This is a genomic window from Actinomadura litoris, from assembly GCF_009733595.1.
Classification (GTDB): Bacteria; Actinomycetota; Actinomycetes; order Streptosporangiales; family Streptosporangiaceae; genus Spirillospora; species Spirillospora litoris.
Genome location: NZ_WOFH01000027.1, coordinates 1 through 22,355 on the forward strand (window position 1 = coordinate 1; position 22,355 = coordinate 22,355).

The following is a 22,355-nucleotide window of genomic DNA, read 5'->3' on the forward strand; positions in this document are numbered from 1 at the left end:
TCGTCGGGGACGGGGAGGCCGAGACGGGGCCGCTGGCGGCGAGCTGGCATTCCAACAAGTTCCTCGACCCGGTGCACGACGGCGCCGTGCTGCCGATCCTGCACCTGAACGGCTACAAGATCGCGAATCCGGCGGTGCTGGCGCGGCTGCCGGAGGAGGAGCTGGTCCAGCTCTTCGACGGCTACGGCTACCACCCGGTGCTCGTGAGCGGCGACGAGCCCGCGTCCATGCATCGCAAGATGGCCGCCGCGCTCGACCAGGCGCTCGACGAGATCGCGGCCATCCAGTCCGCCGCGCGGGCCGCGGCGCGCGATGGGCGCGCGTTCGAACGCCGCCGCTGGCCCATGATCATCCTGCGGTCGCCGAAGGGGTGGACGGGGCCGAAGGAGGTCGACGGTCTGCCGGTGGAGGGGACGTGGCGCTCCCATCAGGTCCCGCTCTCCGAGGTTCGGAACAATCCCGAGCACCTCGCGCAACTGGAGGCGTGGCTGCGCTCCTACCGTCCGGATGAGCTGTTCGACGACGAGGGGCGTCCGGTCGCGGAGCTTCTCGCATCGGCGCCTCAGGGCGAGCGGCGGATGAGCGCGAACCCGCACGCCAACGGCGGTCTGCTGCTGCGCCCGCTGACCCTGCCCGACTTCCGCGACTACGCCGCGCCCGTCGGCGAGCCCGGCACGACGGCCACCGAGCCGACGCGCCTGCTCGGGGCGTTCCTGCGCGACGTCATGAGGGCCAACCCGTCCAACTTCCGGATCATGGGCGCGGACGAGACCGCCTCCAACCGCCTCCAGGACGTCTTCGAGGCGACCGACCGCGTGTTCCTCGGCGAGCGGTATCCGACCGACGTGCACCAGGCCGCGCACGGACGCGTGATGGAGGTGCTGAGCGAGCATCTGTGCCAGGGATGGCTGGAGGGCTACCTCCTGACCGGACGGCATGGGCTGTTCAACAGCTATGAGGCGTTCATCCACATCGTGGACGCGATGTTCAACCAGCACGCGAAATGGTTGAACGTCACGCGCGGGCTGCCGTGGCGGCGTCCGATCGCCTCGCTGAACTATCTGCTGTCCTCGCATGTGTGGCGGCAGGACCACAACGGCTTCACCCACCAGGACCCCGGCTTCCTGGACGTGGTGATGAACAAGAAGCCCGAGATCGTCCGGGTGTACCTGCCGCCGGACGCCAACACGCTGCTGTCGGTGGGCGACCACTGCCTCCGCTCCCGCGACTACGTCAACGTCATCGTCGCCGGAAAGCAACCCGCGCTGAACTGGCTGTCGATGGACGCCGCCATCGCGCACTGCACGCGCGGCATCGGCATCTGGGAATGGGCCTCCACCGACGAGGGCGCCGACCCCGACGTCGTGCTGGCGTGCGCCGGCGACATTCCGACGCTGGAGACGCTCGCCGCAGCCGCCCTGCTCCGCGACCTGTTCCCGGAACTACGCGTCCGCGTCGTGAACGTCGTCGACCTCATGCGCCTGCAACCCGACTCCGAACACCCGCACGGCCTCCCCGACCGCGACTTCGACACGCTGTTCACCACCGACAAGCCCGTCATCTTCGCCTTCCACGGCTATCCGTATCTCGTCCACCGGCTCACCTACCGCCGCAACGGCCACCACAACCTGCACGTCCGCGGCTACAAGGAGGAAGGCACCACGACGACGCCGTTCGACATGGTCATGCTCAACGACCTGGACCGCTTCCACCTCGTCATGGACGTCATCGACCGCGTCCCCACCCTGGGCGGCCGCGTCGCCCACATCCGGCAGCGCATGGCCGACGAACGGCTCCGGCTGCGTATACACACCCGCGAGCACGGCGAGGACGCCCCCGAGATCCGCGACTGGACCTGGCCCCGGTGAGGACTCTGTTTCATGCGTGCTCTGAGTTCCATGCGTGTTCTGACGGTCAACCCGGGGTCCAGCAGCTTGAAACTGAGCCTGGTCGACCCCGACGGAACGGTGATCGCCGAAGAGTCCGGCGCCGGGCACGAGATGGCGCCGCTCGTCGCCGACATGCCTCGGCCCGATGCGATCGGGGTTCGGTTCGTCCACGGCGGAACTGAGTTCACCGGTCCTGTGGTGATCGATGATGGTGTGGTTGAGCGGCTGCATGCCCTTGCGGATCTGGCGCCGCTCCATCAGCCCGCCTCGCTGCATGCGTTGTCGAAGATCAGGGCCGCGCTGCCGGGAGTTCCCGCCGTGGCGTGTTTCGATACTTCCTTTCATGCCACTCTGCCGGATGCCGCCGCGACCTATGCACTGCCGACGCGGTGGCGCGAGCAGTTTGGTCTGCGGCGGTACGGGTTCCATGGGTTGTCCTTCTCCTATGCGGTGCGGCGGGCCGGTGAGATGCTGGGGAGCGATCCCGCCGGGTTCCGGATGGTGATCTGTCATCTGGGGTCGGGCGCTTCTCTTGCCGCGGTCGCGGACGGGGTCTCCGTCGATACGACGATGGGGTTCACTCCGCTGGAGGGGCTGGTAATGGCTTCCCGGGCGGGGAGTGTCGATCCCGGCATTCCGCTGTGGCTGATCAAGCATGGGCTGTCCGCCGGCGAGGTCAACGAGGGCCTTGAGCGCGACTCGGGGCTACGAGGGCTCACCGGCACCGGGGACATGCGCGAGATTCGCTCTCGGGCCGCTTCTTATGATGTCGATGCGTTGGCCGCTCTGGATGTTTATCATCATCGGCTTCGCGGGTGCGCGGCTGCCATGGTCGCCTCGCTCGGCGGGCTGGACGTTCTTGTTTTCACGGGGGGCGTGGGAGAGCACGATCCGTCCGTGCGCATGCGCCTCGCCGGGGATCTTGAGTTCTTGGGGGTTGGTATTGATCACGAGCTAAATGAGGGGGTGGACGGGGACACTGATGTTACTTCTGGGGACGCCAGGGTTCGCTCTTTGGTTGTTACCGCCCGGGAGGATCTGGAGATCGCCGCCGGGGTTCTCCAGGTTCTTGGCTAGCCGTTGACGTTTGGGTTTCTTCTTCGGGTTTGGGTTCTTCTTTCGGCTTTGGGCTTTGGGCTTTGGGCTTTGGGCTTTGGGCTTTACTGTTTATTCTTCATTGGGCACTCGCGGTGGGGGCGGCGCTGCGTACGGGGCCGCCCCTCCAAAGTCAAGGGCGCTTCGCGTCGCTTCGCGATGGGACTTCGTCCCACCCTTGACTTCGGAGCCTCTGCGGCCCCTGGGTGCAGCTTTCGTCGGGCAGGCTCCGCCTGCCCCCCGCCCGACGCGCCGCCCCCACCGCCTCTTAACGACAGGGTGTCGTTTCCCCCTTTTGGCCTTTTGCCCCATTCGGGTTTGTTGTGAGGGGCCTTTTGATCACCACAAGGTTTTCGAATTTCTGGCCTCAAGTGGCTCAATTAGCGGCGGGAGTGAGGTATGATATAAATATGCGCTCGATGATGATCGACCTCGACGAGGCGTCCACCGGAGAAATGGTGAACGCTCTCTCGGTCATCGTCGCCGAACTTGCGCAGCGGCCCACGCCGGATTCCTCAGCGGCATGCATGGAGCTCAGCGAAACCCTTGCGGCCGCCACCGACCAATGCGAGAGCGCGCTTGCCGGGCTGATCGCCCGTGTTGACACCCACGGCGAGGTGCAGCGCTGGGGGCTGCCGTCCACTCAGGCGTGGCTGCGGTCCCGGTTGGGAATGCGCGACTCTCGCGCCAAGGAACGACTCACACTCGCCCGCCAGCGCCACCGCCTGAACCAGGTCACCGACCGGTGGGCCAACGGCACATTGTCCTTCGGATACGCCGCCACCATCGCCGGGGCCGTCGCCCGCCTTGACGACGATGACTGCAAGGCCGCCGAAGAGCTGCTGCTCGACATGGTCGACAAGGAGTTCTCGGCCGGAAAGGTCGCCTCCTTCGGCAAGCGCATCCGCGAAGTGATCGCCGAACGCGACGGCACCGAGACGCCCGACGCCGACTCCCGGCGCGGATACGAGCGGTCGTGGATCGACTCCACCCGGTCCCTTGACGGGGGCCGGTACATCAAAGGCTGGCTCAACCCCGAGGACGCCGCCATCTGGGAGGGCACACTCGGGCCGCTGGCCAAGCCCGCCGGCACCGACGACCGCCGCGACCTGTCGGAACGGACGGCGGCGGCACTAACCGGAGTCCTGGCGGGCGGGCACACGGCGACCAAGGTCACCGTCATCTGCGACCTGGAGACCCTGACCGGCGGCGACGCTCCCGCCCGTCTCACCGACGGCACACCGATCCCCGCCGAGCAGGCCCGCCGCATCGCACTGAACGCCGGGGTGTCTCCGCTCCTGCTGGGCCGTGGAAACCTACCCCTGTATCTCGGCCATCGACGACGATTCGCAAGTGCAGCACAACGCCAGGTCCTCGAAACCCTGTACTCGACGTGCGCGGTACAAGGCTGCGAGGTGCCCGGCACCCTGTGCGAGGTCGATCACGTTGACGGCTGGGCGCTCGGCGACAGCCCCACCGACATCGACAGGCTCGCGCTGTGCTGCGGCTGGCACAACCGCTTCAAGCACGCCAACCCGGCGCAGCTTCAGATCACCAAGAATGCGAGCGGGCGCTACACCTACCGCCTCCTCCCGCCCAACACGGCGACCACGTCCACGGGGGCGTCGGATGTCGCCTCCCCGCCCACCGACTCCTCCCCCATCGGAGCCACGGCCGGTGGCACCGCCGTCCCGGCCCCCACTCGGCCGCAGGACGACGACGCTCCCTCCGCCCCGCTTCCCGCTGCGTCCCTCTCGTCGAATCCGTGGCAGGAAGCGCCCGCGACGACGGCTGCGATCTCAGCGCCACATCGGGTCCAGTTCCGCTCCCGCTCCCGCGCCCAGGCCGCCCGCTCCACCCGAACCAGCAGCCGACCCCCGGGCCAGCAACGCCAAACCGGCGCGCCGTAGCCCATCCCCTGAACATCCCCGCCTCCCCGAAGCGTTCTGCCCCAGGCACCCGAGGCACACTGCTGCCGCGCCGCACTTCCGCCCCCATTGCCACGGCCGGTGCCGTTTCATCCCCATCGGAATATGTGGCCCCAGCGCAGCACCACCACTGCTGCTGCTGCGAGTTCAGGGAGGGCGGCTCCTGCTAGGACTCTGCGGAGCCATTAGGAGATCGTGGTTGAAAGGGGAAGGAGTGTTTGGACTGAAGGGGCGGTGGGGGCGGCGCGTCGGGCGGGGGGCAGGCGGAGCCTGCCCGACGAAAGCTGCACCCAGGGGCCGCAGAGGCTCCGAAGTCAAGGGTGGGACGAAGTCCCATCGCGAAGCGACGCGAAGCGCCCTTGACTTTGGAGGGGCGGCCCCGTACGCAGCGCCGCCCCCACCGACGATTAAGAATGCCGGTTGGAGAATGTCGAGGGAAGAATGGCGGGGGAAGAATGGCGGCTGGAGAACAGCGATTGGAGAACGGCGACTGGAGAACGGCGGTTGAAGAACGGCGGTTGGAGAATGGCGATGAGGAACGGCGATTAAGAACGGCCTAGGCTCCTGAGATCTTGCCCGGAACCCACAACTTCACCGCCCGGGACGACGGTCCTCTCCGCGTGCGCGGTGTTCTTCGTCCTCCAGGAGAGGTGCGATGCGGAAAGGAACCTGGTGTGTCAGGACGATCGACGTCGTGCTGCGCCGGACCCCGGGGCAGGCGAGGATGGAGTCGATCACTTCGTGCAGTTGCTTGCCGTTCGGAGCGACGGCGCGGACGAGCAGGTCGCCCTGGCCCGTGATTCCCAGGACTTCCAGGACGCGCGGGATGGCCGACAGCGCGCCGGCTGCCTCTCGTAGGCGCCCCTGCGCCACTTCCAGCGTCACGAAGGCGGTGAGTTCGAAGCCGAGGGCGCCGAGGTCGACCTCCCGGCCGCGGTGGCCGATCACGCCTTCGCGTTCCAGGCGTTCGACTCGTGCGTGGGCGGTGTTGCGGGCTATGCCTAGTCTGGCGGCGAGCTCGGTGATGCCGATGCGGGGCTGGTCGACGAGGCGGCGCAGGATCTGGATGTCGAGCAGGGTGGGGCGCGTCACATCGCTCACCTCCGACGGGTGACTCGGCTCACACTTGAGCAATCCGCTCAATCTTCTCTCTCACATCTTGCACCCTGCTCAGCGACGGATGCTCAATGCACGCATGACCCCCATCATCACCTCAGGAAATCCGCTCCGCGACCGGCTGGAGCTGGAGCGGGGACGGATCGCCGTCGGCGGTGTGCAGGCGCTCGTCCGGCTTCTGCTCGACCAGCGGCGCGCGGACGCGCGGCGCGGGTGGGCGACGGCCGGGTTCGTGTCGGGGTATCGGGGGTCGCCGCTCGGAGGGCTCGATCAGCAGCTCGTCCGGGACGCGGCGCTCCTTGAGAGGCATGGCATCCGGTTCGTCCCCGGCGTGAACGAGGAGCTGGCGGCGACGGCGGTGTACGGGTCGCAGCTCGTGGAGCATCTGCCGGGGCCGCGGTACGAGGGCGTGTTCGGGCTCTGGTACGGCAAGGCCCCCGGCGTGGACCGCTCCATGGACGCGTTCAAGCATGCCAACTGGCTCGGGACGAGTGAGCGCGGCGGCGTCCTCGCGGTCGTGGGGGACGATCCGTCCTGCAAGTCCTCGACGCTGCCGTCGGCGACGGAGGGCGCGCTGGCCGAGGCGTTCATGCCGGTGCTGGCGCCCGCGTCGGTCGCGGACGTGCTGCGCCTCGGCCGCGCCGGGTTCGAGATGTCGCGGTTCAGCGGCGCCTGGACCGGCTTCAAGGTCGTGACGGACGTGGCGGACTCCCATGAGGTGGTCGACGTCGAGCCCGTCCCGGACTTCGCCATTCCCGAGTGGGAGTGGCGCGGGCGGCCCTGGAAGCCGACGCGCAGGCCCGGGGTCGACCTGAAGGACACGACGTCGCTGGAAGCCGAGGTGCTGGACGGGCGTCTCCAGGCCGCGACCGAGTTCGCGCGGGCGAACGGGCTCGACGCCGTCGGCGGCGCGGTCGGGGCGACGGTCGGGCTGGTCGCGGCGGGACGCACCTACATCGAGTTGCGGGAGGCCCTCGACCGGCTGGGGCTGGACGACGCGGCGCTCGAACGGCGCGGCGTCCGGCTGCTGCGGCTCGCGCTGATCCATCCGCTCGACCCGGCGAGGACGAGGGAGTTCGCGCGGGGGCTCCGCGAGATCGTGGTGGTGGAGGAGAAGCGCGCGTTCGTCGAGACGCAGGTCAGGGACGTCCTGTACGACCTGGCGGAGCGTCCGGCCGTGCTCGGCAAGAAGGGCCCGGACGGCGCGCCGCTGATCCCCGCCGACGGGGGTCTGGACGCCGACCGGATCGTCAAGGCGCTCGCGCGGTTCCTGGCCGACCGCGTCGGGGAGGAGCACCTCGACCTGCGCGACCCGGCGCTGACGCCGCGCAAGCCGACGCTGAACCTCATCTCCGCCGCGCGGACGCCGTTCTTCTGCTCGGGCTGCCCGCACAACCGGTCGACGGTCGTCCCGGACGGGTCGGTCGCGGCGAGCGGCATCGGCTGCCACGTCATGACCGTGTTCAACGACCGCGGCATCGGCACGACGCAGATGGGCGGCGAGGGCGCGATGTGGGTCGGCGCGGCGCCGTTCAGCGGGACCGCGCACATGTTCCAGAACCTCGGCGACGGGACGTTCTTCCACTCGGGCAGCCTCGCGGTGCGGCAGGCGGTGGCGGCGGGCACGAACATCACGTTCAAGCTGCTGTTCAACGCGGCCGTCGCGATGACGGGCGGGCAGGACGCCGACGGCGGCGCGGACCCGGCGGCCGTCACCCGCATGCTGCACGCGGAGGGCGTCGCGCGGATCGTGGTGGTCGCGGACGACCCGTCCCGCTACCCGCGCGGGACGGACTGGGCGCCGGGCGTCCGGGTCCGGCACCGCGACGACCTCGACGCCGTCCAGCGGGAGCTGCGCGAGGTCCCGGGCGTGACCGTGCTGCTGTACGACCAGGCGTGCGCGGCGGAGACGCGGCGCAAGCGCAAGCGGGGGCTCGCCCCCGACCCGGCGGCGCGCGTGCTGATCAACGAGGCGGTGTGCGAGGGCTGCGGCGACTGCGGCACCGCGTCCAACTGCCTCAGCGTCGAGCCGGTCGAGACCGAGTTCGGACGCAAGACGCAGATCAACCAGACGTCCTGCAACAAGGACTACTCGTGCCTGGACGGCGACTGCCCGTCGTTCCTCACCGTGATCCCGGGTGAGCGGAAGGCCGCCGCGCCGAAGCTCAAGCCGATCGGTGAGCTGCCGGAGCCGCCGGCGCGCCCCGAGGCGGCGGACGTCCTGCTCGTCGGCATCGGCGGGACGGGCGTTGTCACCGTCAACCAGGTGCTCGCGACCGCCGCGCTGCTCGACGGCCGGGACGCCCGCGCGCTCGACCAGACGGGGCTCAGCCAGAAGGCGGGCGCGGTCGTGTCGCACCTGCGGATCGGCGCCGGGAAGGGAAAGGGCCGCGACCGTCCGGGCATGGTCGGCGCGGGCGGCGCGGACGCCTACCTGGTGTTCGACTCGCTCGCCGGGACGTCCGAGCAGAACCTCCGCCGCTGCGCGCCCGGCCGCACCGGCGCGGTGGTCTCGACCAGCGAGGTCCCGACCGGACGGATGATCACCGACACGTCGGCGGCGCTGCCGCCGGGGGCCGCGCTGGTGCGGCGGATCGCCGAGCGGACCGACGGCGACCGGCTGGTCGCGCTGGACGCGCTGGGCCTAGCCGAGCGCTGGTTCGGCGCGACGACCACGGCCAACTTCGTGGTGGTCGGCGCCGCCTACCAGTCGGGGCTGCTGCCGGTCCCGGCCGCCGCGATCGAGGAGGCGCTCGCGCTCAACGGCGTCCAGGTCGAGGCGAACGTGCAGGCGTTCCGCGCGGGCCGCCGCCTCGTCCTCGACCCGGGGTTCGCGGACGACGCGCCCGAGGCGGTGAGGCCGGTCGTCCGTCCGCTGGACGCGACCGCGCCCGCCGCGCTGAACCTGGTGGCGGCGTCGGGCGCGGAGGGCGAACTGCTGCGCGTCCTGCGGATCCGCGTCCCCGACCTCGCCGCCTACCAGGACCTCTCCCTGGCCGAGCGCTACCTGAACGCGGTGGTCCGCGTCGCGGAGGCCGAGCGCGCCGCAGGGGTGGAAGGGCAGCGGCTCGCGGTCGCCGTGGCGCGCAACCTGTACAAGCTGATGGCCTACAAGGACGAGTACGAGGTCGCCCGCCTGCACCTCGACCCCGAGCTGGCGCGGCGGGTGGAGGAGCGGTTCGGTCCCGGGTCGTCGGTCCGGTACATGCTGCACCCGCCGGTGCTGCGGGCGCTCGGCATGGACCGGAAGATCGCCCTCGGCCGGACGGCGCGTCCGGCGTTCCGGGCGCTGCGGGCGATGCGGCGGCTGCGCGGCACCCCGCTGGACCCCTTCGGCGCGACCGCGCAGCGCCGCGAGGAGCGCCGCCTGGTCACCGAGTACCTCCGCGTCGTCGCCGAACTACTCCCGCGACTGGACGGGCACCGCCACGACCTGGCCGTCCAGATCGCGGAGCTGCCGGACATGATCCGGGGCTACGAGGACGTCAAGTCCGCCAACGTCGCGCGCTACCGGGAGCGCCGCCGCGAGCTGCTCGCTTCCTGGCGCGGCGCGCGCCGGGCGACGCCTCAGGAGCAGCCCTCGAACTGAGGGATCTTCATGTAGGTCAGGTCGAGGCCGGTGCCGCTGAACCACTTGGTGATCAGCTTGGCGGCGGTGCCGTCCTGGTACATCTTCGTGATGGCCCGGTTCAGCGCCTCGCAGCCGTCGACGTCGCCGCGGCGCACGCCGATGCCGGTGTTCTGCTCGCTGATCCGCGCGTTGAGCAGCCGGTACCCGGTGCCCTCCCGCCGGATGAGCCCGGCGAGGATCACGTCGTTGGTGGTGATCGCGTCGACGGCCCCCGTGCGGATCTTCGCCATGCAGGCGTCGTAGTCCGCGGCGGGGATGACGTCCGCGGTCATCCCGTGCACGGCTTTCAGCCGCTTGACCGGGTCGGAGCCCTCCACGCCGCAGAACCGGCGTCCCTTGAGGTCGCGGACGCTCTTGGCCCGCTCGTCCGACCGGACGAGGATGTCCTGGTAGGACGCGTAGTACGGACCCGCGAACGAGATGTCCGTCTTGCGCTCGGGCGTCACCGACAGGGTCGCGAGGACCATGTCGGCCTTCCCGGCCGTCAGCACCGTGAGCCGGTCCTTCGAGAGCACCTGGATGAAGCGGACCTTGCGCTTCAGCCTGTCCGCGACGTAGCGGGCGACGTCGATGTCGAAGCCCTCGAAGGAGCCGTCGGAACGGCGCAGGCCGAGGCCGGGCAGGTCCGGGCGGACGCCCACGACCAGCGTGTCCTTGTCGAGCAGCGACTTCCCGCCGCCGACGTCGCCGACATCGGCGCAGGCCGTCAGCAGCCCACCCAGCAGCACCAGCGTCGAGAGCAGCCGCATCGGCCTTCGGTTTCGCACAGGGAAATGATCCCTGGTCCGCCGCGACAGTCAAGACGGGTGCCTTGGATTCCGCCGCGATCGCCCCGGTTCGGTACTGGCTCAACCCGGCCATCGCCGAACATCCGCAGGTCAACACCCTTCTAATCCTGCGTAACCGGAAGATGCCCGGTACCCCACCCCCCGGAAGGAACCCCATGAAGGTCAAGCGGATCGCCGTCACCGGTCTCGTCGCGGCCGCCGTCGTCGCGGGCGGGACCGCGCTGCCCTCCCCCGCGTCGGCCGACACCGTTCCCTACGCCTCGCCGTACGGGTACTGGCCCGTCCTGAAGCAGGGGCAGGTCAGCGAGAACGTCCGCGCCCTCCAGTGGTTTCTGAGCTGCGACGGCTACGACCAGCCGGCCCCCTCGCACTTCGGTCCGAAGACCACCGCGAACGTGCGCGCCTTCCAGCAGCGCTACCTGACCTCCTTCGACGGCAATGTGGGCGCGCTCACCTGGACGGCCCTGCTCACGCATGCCGCGCCCACCGGATACGGCCAGAAGAACAACTGCGTCAAGGCGTTGCAGGTGCTGCTCAACAAGTGGCGCTACAACGACGACCTGCCGATCACCGGTTTCCACGGCCCCCGCACGAAGAAGAAGCTGGTGCGCTTCCAGTCCGAGCACGGCCTGCCCGCGACCGGCGTCCCGGACGTGCGCACCTACCACAAGCTGATCGCCGGCAAGTGACCGTCCGTCCCGGGCGGGGACGCGGCACGGGGGCGGGCGGCGCGGGAGCGCCGCACCGTCGCCGGGGGTTCACCCGCTGGACGAGAACGGCTCCTACGCTGCACCGATGGACAAGATCGACAAACCACAGCCGGCACGAAGGGCGGTACTAGGCGGTGCGCTCGGCGGTCTGGCCGGGGCCGCCGTGCTGGGGCTCGACGCCGCGCCCGCAGACGCCGCCCCTCATCCGTCGCACCGCCCGCACCACCGCCCGCTCCGGGTGCTCGTCGCGACGAACGAGCCGTGGGGCACCTACCACGTCGCGCCGCTGCTCGCCGAGGCCGCGCGGCGGGGCGTGCGGCTGACGCAGCTCGTGCCCGACCACTCCCAGATCAAGCCGGACGACCCGGTCCCGGTCGCGGTTCCCGGGCGGGCGCCGCGGGCGGACCTGCTGGTCGTCGCGGGCGCGGGCGACTGGCCGCTGGAGTGCGCGCGCCGCTTCCGGCATCTGCGGCTCGCCGCGAGCTCGCTCGCCTACCTGGGCCCGGACGAGGCGCCCGGCGCGTGGTGGCTGCGGCACCGGCTGCGCGCGATCACCTCCTCCTCCCCGGCGGAGGCCCGCGCGTTCGCGGGCTACCTCGGCACGCACCGCCGCGTCCGCGTGGTCGGGTCGCCGCAGACCGACGACCTCCCGGTGCGCGCGCCGGAGCAGGGGCTGGTCCTGGTCGTCACGAGCGTCACCCGCCCGGACGGGACGGGCGGCGCCGCCCCCGGCACCGAGCTGCTGCTCAAGGCGGCCGAGAACCTGCGGAGCGCCGGGAAGCGGATCCTGGTCGGACTGCACCCGCGCGAGGACCGCCGCCTGTGGGAGAAGTACGAGATCAGCACGGTCCCGACGCTGCGGGCCTCGGCCCGCGCGGAGGCGGCGATCGGCATCCCGGGGACGGTCTTCCCGCTGATCGCGGCGGTGGGGACGCCGCTGGTGGGCTGCACCGACCCGGCGCTCAAGGTGCCCGCCTACCTGCGGTCGGTCTGCTCGGCGACGATCGAGGACGCGGGGGCGGCGGTCAAGGCCGTCCGGGACGCGCGGCCGGCCGACCCGCGCACGCTCGCCGACGCGGTCGGCCCGATCGGCGGCTCGGCGGCCCGGCTGCTGGAGGTCTGGCGCCGCGCCTGACCGTGGGCGGAGCGGGGGAACCGGGGGAAACGGGCGCCCAGGAAGGCAGGGATCAAGCCTGGCCCGGGCGCCCGCCCCCAGCACCGGACGCCGCGTCCAAACGCCCGGTGGGCCTGTACCGGCGCGTTTCCGGCCGATGACCGGCTCACTCGCCGCCGAGGGCCGGTGGCGGTTCTTTCGCCCGCCCGAGTCGTTCCACCGTTTGCCGGATACGTGCCACGCGGGACGATATCCCACGATCGCGGGAGTATGCGCGGTGGTTGCGCAGACGGCATGCCGAAATTCCGGCACGTACCGAATCCGCCCCGTCCGACCAGCCGTTATGCGAATTCAACTACGCGAAACCGAAATGGTGGAGCGCGGCGTTCCGTTCCTCACATCGTGACGACGAGCTTCCCGGTCGTGTGGAGGCGGGCGAAGTCGACGCAGGCCCGCGCGGCCTCGGCCAGGCCGTACTCGCGAGTGACCGTGGCGGGCAGCACGCCGCTCGCCGCGCGTTCTCCCACCTCGCGCATTCCGCCGAGCTCGCCGTCCATGTCGAGGACGAAACTCAGCTCGACATCGTCCCGGCCGAGCCATTCCGGCTGCGGCACGGGGAAGGTGATCGTGAGGAGGCGTCCGCCCGGACGCAGCGCCGCCGCCACCCCGGTCAGATGGTCGCCGGGAAAGGCCAGGTTGAACGCCAGGTCGACGCCGGTCGGATAGTCCGGCTCGGCATAGCCGATGATCTCTTCCGCGCCCAGGTCCCGCAGCACGTCCGCGTCGTCGTCGGTGGCGGTGGCGATCACCCGCACGCCCGCCGCGGCGAGCACGGGGACCAGCGCCGTCCCGACGCCGCCGGTGGCGCCGACCACCAGCGCGGTCTCGCCCGCCGCGACCCCGGCGGTGGCCATCAGCGCCCCGGCCGTCAGACCGGTGGTGGCGAGGGCCGCCGCGTCCCGCGCCGACACACCGGCCGGGCGGCGCGCCAGCAGCGGGGTGTCGGCCTCGAAGACCGCGTACTCCGCCATCGTGCCGGTGCTGAGCGAGGGCCGCGTCGCCCCCGCCATCGGCCGCAGCGCCCGGGGCAGCGCCTGGCCGAAGATCTCCTCCCCCACCGCGAACGTGGTCACGCCCGCGCCCGTCTCGGTGACCGTCCCGGCGAAGTCGATGCCGAGGACGTGCGGGAACTCCAGCGGCGCGACGTCGCGGTACTCCCCGTTGGGCAGCCGGATGTCGCTGGGGTTGACGGACGCGGCGGCGATGCGGACCTGGATCTGCCCCGGCCCGGGTGACGGCACCGGCAGTTCCTCCACCGTGTACCGCTCGGGCGGTCCGTATCCGGTGGCGACGGCAGCCTTCATGAGTCCTCCCAGAGGCGGGCCCGCAATAAGCGGACCGCACGGTCATGTTAGCCGCGACGCTAGCGCTAAACGGACCGCGCGGTCAACTTGGTAGGCTCGCGGGGTGACCGAGACCCCGTCCCGCCCGCTGCGCGCCGACGCCGCGCGCAACCGGGAGGCGCTGCTGGCCGCGGCGGCGGACGAGTTCGCCGAGCACGGCATCGACGCCTCGGTCGCCGACATCGCCCGCCGGGCGGGTGTCGGGAAGGGCACGCTCTTCCGGCACTTCCCCACCAAGGACGACCTGATCTCCGCGATCGTCCTCGACCGGCTCGGCGGCCTCAACGAGGCGGGCGAGCGCCTCCTCCGGCGGCCGGACGCGGGCGACGCGCTCCTGGAGTTCCTCACCCTCGCCGCGCACCGGCGCCAGCAGCGCGACATCTCGTTCCTGCACAACGTGGGCGAGACCGGCACCGGGGTGGCGGCGGCCCGCACGCGGCTGTTCGAGATCGTGCAGGTCCTGGTCGACCGCGCGCGCGAACAGGGCGTCATCCGCGCCGACGTCACCGGCGCCGACGTCGTCCTGCTGATGTGCGCGCCGAACCATGTCGCCGAGTACCTGCCGGACGGCGCCCCCGACCTGTGGCGCCGCTACCTCGCCATCATCTTCGACGGGCTGCGCCCCGACGGCGCGCACCCGCTCCCCCACCCCGCACCGGACGTCCTCTGACACCGGCGTGACGTGCTTCGCGCCCGGCCCGGGGACGGGCGCGAGCGCGAAGGGGGTCGAGGACGGACGCCGGGGTCAGGAGGCGGGCCGCTCCGGGAAGAAGAAGCCCTGGCCGACGACCGCGTCGAAGCCGGGGATGGGCCGGCCCGGGTTGAACATGGACACCCACGGGAACGGGGTGCCGGTCAGGAACAGGTGGCTGTCCCAGAAACGGCCGTGGGACATGCCGACCTGGCAGTCGCACTCCTCGGCGGTCGGCCACGTGGCGCCCGGGTCCTCGCCCTTCCACGCCTCGTTCTTCGGCGGGACGCGGGTGTTGAACCAGGTGTCGGCCGGGTGGACGCTGCGCTCGTGGATGAAGGAGTCCTTCGGCTTCAGGCAGCGCAGGCCGGGCTCGCCCGGGAAGGAGGGCGCCTTGCCGGGGGTGTAGGGGCTGACGTAGCCCCAGCCGACGAGCCGGTAGGGGAAGTTCGGCTCGAACGCGTGCGTGGGGTCCTTCACCCGGGGGTCCGGCTTGTAGAACACCAGCGTCGGCTTGCCCGGCCCCTGGGCGCCGTCGTTGACGATGGTCAGCCCGATCCCCTTCATGCTGTTGTACATGTGGGAGAGCAGCGCGTAGTGGGTGCCGTACTGGGGGTTGACCTTGGCGAGGCGGTCCATGTCGGCCTGGTTCCGCAGCACCTCGAAGCCCTTGAACAGCTTCAGCACCCGGCGCTGCTCGACCGCCAGCGTGGACAGCCGCTCCCAGGTGGTGCACGCGGCCCCGACGTGCGGTGTCCGGGGCGGCCGCGCGGCGGTGCCCGCGGAACCGGCGGCGGCGCTGGCGGCGCTCGCCCCGGCGGGCACGGCCAGCGCCACGGCGCTCGCGGCCGCCGCGATGACGTGGCGCCGCCTCAACTTGTGTAGAGCCACGGAACTTCCTCCTTTGGTGGCTGGTCCGTAGACGACGCTAGGGATCGGCGCCGGGCGGCCACATCCGCCAACGTGCGGTTCGTGATCCACTACGCGGCCCCGCCGGTCGCGGCCTGCGCAATCGGGAGGATGTGGCGCGCTCCCGCGGATGTGAGCCTTCGGGTGTGACCGGAGGAGACGGTCGCGTGCCGCCGGCGGACCGGTTCCGCCGGCCATGGGCGAACCGGCGGTGACACGCGGTCCGCCCCACCCGAACGGGCCCTGGTGGCCCCTTTTCCTGAAGGTGGGTGGCCGATGAGCGGGAATCTCGGTGAACGGGCGGTCGTCCTCGGCGGGAGCATCGCGGGCCTGCTGGCCGCCCGGGTGCTCGCCGAGTCCTACGGGCAGGTCGTGGTCGTCGACCGGGACGAGCTGCTCGGCGTGCGGGTGTCGCGGCGGGGAGCGCCGCACACCGTCCACGCGCACGGCCTGCACGCGCGCGGGCATCTGATCATGGAGGAGCTGTTCCCCGGGTTCACCGAGGAGCTGCGCGCCGGGGGCGTGCCGACCGGCGACCTCGGCGAGATGCGGTGGTACTTCAACGCGCGGCGGCTGCGTCCGGCGCACACGGGGCTCGTGTCGGTGACGGCGCCGCGTCCGGTGCTGGAGGGCCACGTGCGGGACCGGGTGGCGGCGCTGCCGAACGTCACCTTCCTGGAGCGGCACTACATCGAGGGCCTGACGGCCGACCAGGCCGGGGGCCGGATCGTCGGTGTGCGGGTGCGGCGGCGGGTCGAGGGCGCCGAGGAGGAGCCGCTGGACGCCGACCTCGTCGTGGACGCGACCGGACGCGGCTCCCGCACCCCCGCGTGGTTCTCCGAGCTGGGCTACGACCGTCCGGCCGAGGACAAGGTCAAGATCGGTCTCGCGTACACGACCCGGCACTACCGCACGAGGCCCGAGTGGTTCGACGGGGTCCAGTCGATCAACCCGGTGGCCTCCCCCGCCCATCCGCGCGGCGCGTTCTTCGGGCAGGTGGGCCGGGACGTCTGCATCCTGTCGCTGACCGGCGTCCTCGGCGACCACCCGCCGACCGAGCACGAGGCGTTCCTGGAGTTCACCCGGACGCTGCCGGTCCCGGACGTCTACCAGGCCGTCCGCGACGCCGAGCCGCTGGACGAGGCGGTCTCGTTCCGCTTCCCCGCCAGCGTGCGGCGCCGCTACGAGAAGCTGACCCGGCTGCCCGAGCGGCTGCTCGTGATGGGCGACGCGGTGTGCAGCTTCAACCCGGTCTACGGGCAGGGCATGAGCGTGGCGTCGCTGGAGGCGATGAAGCTGCGCGAGCACCTGCGCCGCGGGTACCCGCCCGCGCCCGGCGCGTTCCTGGCCGACATCGCCAAGATCATCGACGTGCCCTGGGAGATCTCGGCGGGCGGCGACCTGGACTTCCCCGAGGTCGAGGGCGACCGCACCCTGAAGGTCAGGATGGGCAACGCCTACATGGCGCGGCTCCAGTACGCCGCGTCCAAGGACCCGAAGGTCACCGAGGGGTTCATGCGGGTGGCGGGGCTGATGGACCCGCCGCAGGCGCTCATGAGGCCCGCGATGATGGCCCGCGTGCTGCGGCACGCGATCCGGCGCCCGCCGGCGGCACCGTCCTGGCTGGCGGGCCGCCAGGAGGCCGGGGCGCGCGCCGGGCAGCGGAGCTGAGCCGAAGCCGCCTCCAGCACGGCGATGGGCCGGTCGATGACCGGCCCATCGTCGCGTCCGGGGGAGGTTCGGATCAGGCGGTCGGCTGCTCCGCGGGCTCGGCCTCGGCGTCGGCGGCGGGCTCGGGGGTGCCGGTCGGGGGGAGGTCGCGCAGGCCGATGTAGGCGATCGCGGCCAGGGCGATGTAGAGGACGATCGTGGACAGCGCGACGACGTGCAGGCCGCTGGTGAACGCCTTCTCCGCCGAGTCCAGCAGGGCCGGGCCCGTGGGGGTGCCGGGGGTGCCGTAGACCGCGCCCGCGATGCTGCTGTGCGCGGCGTCGGCGACCGGGCCCGGGGTCCCGGACGGGACGTCCAGCTCGTGCCGGTAGACGCTGGTGCCGACGACGCCGAACACCGCGACGCCCAGCGCGGCGCCGAGTTCACCCGAGGTGGAGGACAGCGACCCGGCCGAGCCCGCCTTGTCGGGCGGCGCGGCCTGCATGACCAGGAAGCTGTTCATCATGCCGACCGGGGACGCGCCGATGTAGACCAGGATCAGTCCGGTCAGCAGGACGCCCATCCCGCCGTGCACGCTGACCTGGGTGAGGACCAGCAGGCCGGCGATCGCCACCACCGATCCGGCGGCCAGCACGACCGCCGGGCGGATCTTCTGCGACATCCCGAGCGCCATGTTCCCGAACACGACCATCGCGATGGACGGGGCGATCAGCCACAGCGCGACGTGCACCGGCGTGATGCCGCGGACCATCTGCATGAACAGCGTCACGGTCAGCCCGGTGCCGCCGGTGATCATCGCGACCAGCAGGCCGAGCGCCAGGCCGGTGGACAGCGACCGGATGCCGAACAGGTTCAGGTCCAGCAGCGGGTTGCTGATGCTGCGCTGCCGCCGCACGAAGACCGCGCCGAGCACGAGCCCGACCACGATCGCGACCACCGGCAGGACGGCCCAGCCGTCGCGGCTCAGCTCCTTGATCCCGTACACCACCGGCATGATCATCCCCAGCGAGAGGACGACGCTGACGAGGTCGAGGCGGCGGGCGTCGGGGTTGCGGGACTCGGGGATCAGGAACGGCCCGGTGATCAGCAGCACCGCCATCACCGGGATCGCGATCAGGAACACCGACCCCCAGTAGAACGGGCCGAGCAGCAGGCCGCCGACGATGGGGCCGCCGATCAGGCCCAGCATGATCGAGGAGCCCCAGGCGCCCATCGCGATCGAGAGCTGCTTGGGGTCGCGGAACATGTCGGTGATGATCGCCAGCACCGACGGCATCAGCGTCGCCCCGGCCAGCCCGATCACCGCCCGCGACGCGATCAGCGCGCCGGTCGACCCGGCCGTGGCGGCCAGGACCGAGGCGACGATGAACAGCGCGGCGCCCGCCAGCAGCACCCTGCGGCGCCCGATCCGGTCGCCCAGGGTGCCCATCGTGATCAGGAAGCTCGCGATCACGAACCCGTACACATCGGTGATCCACAACTGCTGGATGTCACTGGACCCGAGGTCCTTGGCGATGTGCGGCAACGCCAGCAGGGTCACGTTGATGTCGACCGTCGCCAACATCGTCGGCAGGCACAACATCACCAGCCCGGCCCACTCGCGCCGCCCCGCCCGCGGCGCTGTCCCGGCCACTGCGCTCATCCTCGTCCTCTCGTCGAACGACCGCGCCACCTCCACGGCTCGGTTATGTGACGACGGCGCGGAACGAAACTCACCGCGGACGATCGGCCCGACCGGTCGCGGGAGCCTGCATCAGGCATCGCCCACGAGCCTCGCAGCGGCCGCCGGCCCCTACATCTCCCCGAATGCGCAGCCGGGCCGCCGCTCGGGCGCCGCCATCAGGTACAGGAGCGCGGCCATGGTGGTCCCGCTGACGATCTCCCCGGCCGCGATGAGGCCGGGGACGTCGGCGAGCGGCACCCACTCGACCCGCTCCGACTCCGACGGGTCCGAGGGCGGCCCGGCGGGGGTCGCACCGTCGGCGCGGAAGACCTCCTGGCGGGCGTCGGTGATCCCGTTGTTCGGTTGCAGGCGCAGCAGCGGGCGCAGCGGCGCGGCGCGCCAGCCGGTCTCCTCCCGGAACTCGCGGGCGGCGGCGTCGATCGCGTGCTCGCCGCGCTCGACCCGCCCGCCGGGGATCTCCCAGCCCCACGAGTCGGTGATGAACCGGTGCCGCCACAGCAGCAGGACGCGGCGCCCGGGGCCGAGCGCGACGACCCCCGCGTACGGCGGGGTCTTGATGATCCGGTGGCGGAGCCGGTTCCCGTCGGGAAGCTCGACGTCGGCGACCCGGATGTCGAGCCAGTCGTCGCGGTACAGCTCGGCCTCGGAGGTGACCCGCCAGCGCGTCACCCGGCGCCGTCCGGACGGGCCGCGACCTCGACCCCGGCGTGGTCGCCCACGACGAGCCGGTGGGCGGCGCGCCCCCCGGCGCGGGCCCCGGCGGGGCCGACCGTGGCGGACCGGCCGATCACCGAGCGGGCGAACGGGCCCGCGAAGGAGATCGACGCGCCGTCCAGCACGACCGAGTCCGCCAGGGACGTCGAGCGCAGCAGGCAGCCGCGCCCCACGGCGGTGCCGGGGCCGATCTCGGCGTCCTCGACCAGCGTGCCCGCGCCGATGACCGCCGGGCCGGTGACGCGGGACCGCACCACCCGCGCGCCGTCCTCGACGACGACCGGGCCGCGCAGCTCGGCGCCGCCCTCGACCGTCCCGGTGACGCGGTGGCGGAGGTCCTCCAGCAGGCGGCGGTTGCAGTCCAGCACGTGCTCGATCTCGCCGACGTCCCGCCAGAAGCCGGTGTACTCGCGCGCCCGCACCGGCGCCCCGTCCGCCACGAGCCGCTGGATCGCGTCGGTGATCTCCAGCTCGCCCCGGGCGCTGGGCTCGATCGCGGCGACGGACGCGTGGATGGCCGAGGTGAAGAAGTAGACCCCGACCACCGCGAGGTCGCTGCGCGGCCGCTCGGGCTTCTCCACCAGCCGCAGGACCCTGCCGTCCGCGTCCACCTCGGCGACGCCGTAGGCGCGGGGGTCGGCGACCTTGTGCACGACGAGCTGCGCCGCCGGACGCGTCCGGCGGAACTCCTCGGCGATCTCGGCGACGCCCTCGCGCAGGACGTTGTCGCCGAGGTACATCACGAAGTCGTCGTCGCCGAGGAAGGGCCCGGCCCTGCGCAGGGCGTCGGCCAGGCCGAGCGGCAGGTCCTGCCGCAGGTAGGTGAGGTGCACGCCGAAGCGGGATCCGTCGCCGAGCGCCTGCTGGATCTGCGTCGCCCAGGAACCCACGACGATGGCGATGTCGGTGACGCCGAGGCGCCGGATATCGTCGATCACATATTCCAGTACCGGGCGGTTGGCGACGGGAATGAGCTGCTTGGGCATGGAATGGCTGATGGGCCGGAGACGGGCGCCGGACCCACCCGACAGCACCAGAGCCTTCACGGCGGACCCTTTCGATAGCGGACGGGCGTTAGTGGCGAACCCGCTGAAATCCATCGTCGATCTCGCGCGCCGCGTCCCGCCACTCATGAATTGCCGTGCGGCCATTCATGAAAAGGGCGGGCGCCGCCGACCCGGAGCGGATCGGCGGCGCCCGGTGGACCCGGGCGCTCAGCCCGGCGGTCTCCCGTCCGGACGGTAGGTGAGGGCGACGGTGCCGTTGCCGAACGTCCTGGACGCGACGCACCGCAGCGGGAGCCGCGTGGTGAACAGCGGGACCCCGGCGCCGAGCGCCACCGGATAGACCATGAACCGGTAGAGGTCGACGAGCCCCAGCTCGACGACCTGCCGGGCGAAGCCCACGCCGCCCGGCACGAGGATGTCCCGGCCGGGGCGCTTGCGGAGCAGCTCGACCTCGGTGGCGATGTCGTGCTCCGCGATCCGCGCGTTACCCCAGGTCACCTCGGTCAGCGTCGAGGTGAAGACGACCTTCTCCGCGTCGTGCAGCAGCGGGGCCTGCGGGTCGGCCACGGTCGGCCAGTACGCCGCCTGCTCCTCGTAGTTCACGCGGCCGATGAGCTGGGTGTCGGCCTCCCCCACGTACTCCATGATCCACTGCTCGACCTCGGCGTCCAGGTAGGGGAAGAGCCAGTGGACGGCGCCGTCCTCAGCCGACACGAACCCGTCGACGGAGGTGGCCATCGCCAGCACGACCCGCCTCACCGGCCCTCCTCCAGCGTCAGCGACAGCCCGAACCGGGGGAACAGCCGCCCCTCGAACGCGGTGATCTCCTTGATCGTGCCCTCCTCGACCCGCAGCACGTCCAGCACCTGCGCCCGGAACACCTCGCCGCCCGGCGGCCTGATGTAGTGCGCGACGGCGGGCTGGAGGTTCGCGTGCACGGGCACGCTGCGCCACTGCCCGGCGTAGGTGGGCGAGTCCGGGTCGAGGTAGGCGCTGACGCCGAGGTAGAAGTCGTGGCGGCTGCCGTAGTACAGCGGCTGAGGCGGCATGGACACCCGGATGTCCTCGGCCATCAGCTCCGCCATCGCCTGCGCGACCGTGCTCAGATCGCCGCGTTCCATGACCGCGATGTAGCGCTGGACGAGCCGGCGCTCGGCCGCGTTCGGGTCGTCCCCGGCCCCCCACTCCGCGCGGCGCGGGGGCAGCCGCTCCTTCAGCGTCGCCCGCGCCCGCTGGAGCGCGCTGTTCACCGAGATGACGCTGGTGCCGAGAATGCCGGAGGTGTCCCGGGCCGGATATCCCAGCACGTCGCGCAGCAGCAGCACGGCGCGCTGCTTGGGCGACAGGTGCTGGATGGCGGCGATGAACGCCAGCTCGATGGTCTCCTTGGCGACCACCACCGCGTCCGGCTCCGCCGTCCCCGGCATCAGCGGCTCCAGCAGGCCGTCGGGGAAGGGCTGGAGCCAGGGGATCTCGTCGCCGGCCTTCACGGCCTCCGGCTTGGCGGTGCGGCGCGGCAGCGGGGCGCGGGGATGGGCGGAGAGGAAGTCCAGGCAGGCGTTGGTGGCGATGCGGTACAGCCAGGCGCGGAAGGTGGCCCGGCCCTGGAAGGTGTCGCGCTTCTTCCAGGCGCGCAGGAACGTCTCCTGCACCAGGTCCTCGGCGTCCTCTATGGAGCCCAGCATCCGGTAGCAGTGCACCTGCAACTCGTGCCGGTGCTTCTCGGCCAGTGCCGTGAACGCGGTCTCGTCGACGACGGGGGACTCGTCTTCTCGCATAGCTCAGATTGTCACCACACAGCCGCGCGGATGGCGAGGTCCCGACAGGTCACGACATGCAGGATTTTTCCAGATGGCCACCGGTGGACGGCATCAGATATAGAGGGTGTTGGGTTCCTGGTCGCACAGGATCCGCCCATGCAACTCGGCGTTGGTCTCGGGGTTCATCAACGCGTGCAGGTTCACCGCCTGCACATCGGCCAGGATCTGCCCCATCGACACCCCCC

General features: G+C 71.5%; 17 protein-coding genes. 8 read left to right on the forward strand and 9 right to left on the reverse strand.

The features are described 5' to 3' along the window. The 3 genes from GNZ18_RS40445 to GNZ18_RS40455 all read left to right on the forward strand — a co-directional run. Nucleotides 1-1,868: phosphoketolase family protein (locus GNZ18_RS40445; RefSeq protein WP_156222876.1), on the forward strand; the 1,868-nt coding region annotated here is incomplete at its 5' end. 30 nt (nucleotides 1,869-1,898) lie between these two features. Beyond that, entirely contained in the window at nucleotides 1,899-2,966 is a 1,068-nt protein-coding gene (locus tag GNZ18_RS40450) for an acetate/propionate family kinase (RefSeq protein ID WP_156222879.1), read from the forward strand. 428 nt (nucleotides 2,967-3,394) lie between these two features. After that, nucleotides 3,395-4,894 (forward strand): HNH endonuclease signature motif containing protein, encoded by a 1,500-nt coding sequence (locus GNZ18_RS40455; protein WP_156222880.1) that lies wholly within the window; start codon nucleotides 3,395-3,397, stop codon nucleotides 4,892-4,894. Nucleotides 4,895-5,503: 609 nt separating this feature from the next. Here the strand turns inward: GNZ18_RS40455 and GNZ18_RS40460 are convergent. Next, a complete protein-coding gene (locus GNZ18_RS40460) occupies nucleotides 5,504-6,013 on the reverse strand; it encodes an Lrp/AsnC family transcriptional regulator (protein ID WP_308166357.1) in 510 nt (169 codons plus the stop codon). Nucleotides 6,014-6,107: 94 nt separating this feature from the next. Between GNZ18_RS40460 and GNZ18_RS40465 the strand changes: the two genes are divergently transcribed. Further along, nucleotides 6,108-9,617 carry an indolepyruvate ferredoxin oxidoreductase family protein gene (locus GNZ18_RS40465; RefSeq protein ID WP_156222882.1) on the forward strand — a complete coding sequence of 1,170 codons (3,510 nt, stop codon included), beginning with the start codon at nucleotides 6,108-6,110 and terminating at the stop codon, nucleotides 9,615-9,617. Here the strand turns inward: GNZ18_RS40465 and GNZ18_RS40470 are convergent. Continuing rightward, nucleotides 9,596-10,426 (reverse strand): transporter substrate-binding domain-containing protein, encoded by an 831-nt coding sequence (locus GNZ18_RS40470; protein ID WP_156222884.1) that lies wholly within the window; start codon nucleotides 10,424-10,426, stop codon nucleotides 9,596-9,598. The genes GNZ18_RS40465 and GNZ18_RS40470 overlap by 22 nt on opposite strands. 176 nt (nucleotides 10,427-10,602) lie before the next feature. On the opposite strand from GNZ18_RS40470, the gene GNZ18_RS40475 reads away from it, so the two are divergent. Both GNZ18_RS40475 and GNZ18_RS40480 read left to right on the forward strand, forming a co-directional pair. Beyond that, the gene (locus tag GNZ18_RS40475; RefSeq protein WP_156222886.1) at nucleotides 10,603-11,136 is read left to right on the forward strand and encodes a peptidoglycan-binding domain-containing protein; all 534 of its coding nucleotides are present in this window, start codon (nucleotides 10,603-10,605) and stop codon (nucleotides 11,134-11,136) included. 106 nt (nucleotides 11,137-11,242) lie between these two features. Continuing rightward, nucleotides 11,243-12,292 carry a hypothetical protein gene (locus tag GNZ18_RS40480; protein ID WP_156222888.1) on the forward strand — a complete coding sequence of 350 codons (1,050 nt, stop codon included), beginning with the start codon at nucleotides 11,243-11,245 and terminating at the stop codon, nucleotides 12,290-12,292. Nucleotides 12,293-12,666: 374 nt separating this feature from the next. Here GNZ18_RS40480 and GNZ18_RS40485 read toward each other — a convergent pair whose 3' ends face one another. Beyond that, nucleotides 12,667-13,635: an NADP-dependent oxidoreductase gene (locus GNZ18_RS40485; RefSeq protein WP_156222890.1), complete on the reverse strand. Its 969-nt coding sequence runs from the start codon at nucleotides 13,633-13,635 to the stop codon at nucleotides 12,667-12,669. Between the two features lie 103 nt (nucleotides 13,636-13,738). On the opposite strand from GNZ18_RS40485, the gene GNZ18_RS40490 reads away from it, so the two are divergent. Further along, nucleotides 13,739-14,344: a TetR/AcrR family transcriptional regulator gene (locus tag GNZ18_RS40490; protein ID WP_214620094.1), complete on the forward strand. Its 606-nt coding sequence runs from the start codon at nucleotides 13,739-13,741 to the stop codon at nucleotides 14,342-14,344. 75 nt (nucleotides 14,345-14,419) lie between these two features. On the opposite strand, the gene GNZ18_RS40495 is transcribed toward GNZ18_RS40490, so the two are convergent. After that, a complete protein-coding gene (locus GNZ18_RS40495; RefSeq protein WP_156222892.1) occupies nucleotides 14,420-15,256 on the reverse strand; it encodes a hypothetical protein in 837 nt (278 codons plus the stop codon). A 294-nt stretch (nucleotides 15,257-15,550) separates the two neighbouring features. On the opposite strand from GNZ18_RS40495, the gene GNZ18_RS40500 reads away from it, so the two are divergent. Then, nucleotides 15,551-16,945: an FAD-dependent oxidoreductase gene (locus GNZ18_RS40500; protein WP_156222894.1), complete on the forward strand. Its 1,395-nt coding sequence runs from the start codon at nucleotides 15,551-15,553 to the stop codon at nucleotides 16,943-16,945. A 73-nt stretch (nucleotides 16,946-17,018) separates the two neighbouring features. Here GNZ18_RS40500 and GNZ18_RS40505 read toward each other — a convergent pair whose 3' ends face one another. The 5 genes from GNZ18_RS40505 to GNZ18_RS40525 form a co-directional block, all read right to left on the reverse strand. Next, nucleotides 17,019-18,623: an MFS transporter gene (locus GNZ18_RS40505; protein WP_312875026.1), complete on the reverse strand. Its 1,605-nt coding sequence runs from the start codon at nucleotides 18,621-18,623 to the stop codon at nucleotides 17,019-17,021. Nucleotides 18,624-18,737: 114 nt separating this feature from the next. Beyond that, nucleotides 18,738-19,298 carry an NUDIX hydrolase gene (locus GNZ18_RS40510; RefSeq protein ID WP_312875027.1) on the reverse strand — a complete coding sequence of 187 codons (561 nt, stop codon included), beginning with the start codon at nucleotides 19,296-19,298 and terminating at the stop codon, nucleotides 18,738-18,740. Beyond that, a complete protein-coding gene (locus tag GNZ18_RS40515) occupies nucleotides 19,295-20,443 on the reverse strand; it encodes a glucose-1-phosphate thymidylyltransferase (protein ID WP_156222898.1) in 1,149 nt (382 codons plus the stop codon). Before GNZ18_RS40515 ends, GNZ18_RS40510 begins: the two co-directional genes overlap by 4 nt. A 114-nt stretch (nucleotides 20,444-20,557) precedes the next feature. After that, a complete protein-coding gene (locus GNZ18_RS40520; protein WP_214620098.1) occupies nucleotides 20,558-21,109 on the reverse strand; it encodes a dihydrofolate reductase family protein in 552 nt (183 codons plus the stop codon). Beyond that, nucleotides 21,106-22,128: a sigma-70 family RNA polymerase sigma factor gene (locus tag GNZ18_RS40525; RefSeq protein ID WP_156222900.1), complete on the reverse strand. Its 1,023-nt coding sequence runs from the start codon at nucleotides 22,126-22,128 to the stop codon at nucleotides 21,106-21,108. The genes GNZ18_RS40520 and GNZ18_RS40525 overlap by 4 nt, the downstream gene beginning before the upstream one ends. Nucleotides 22,129-22,355 lie beyond the last annotated feature (227 nt).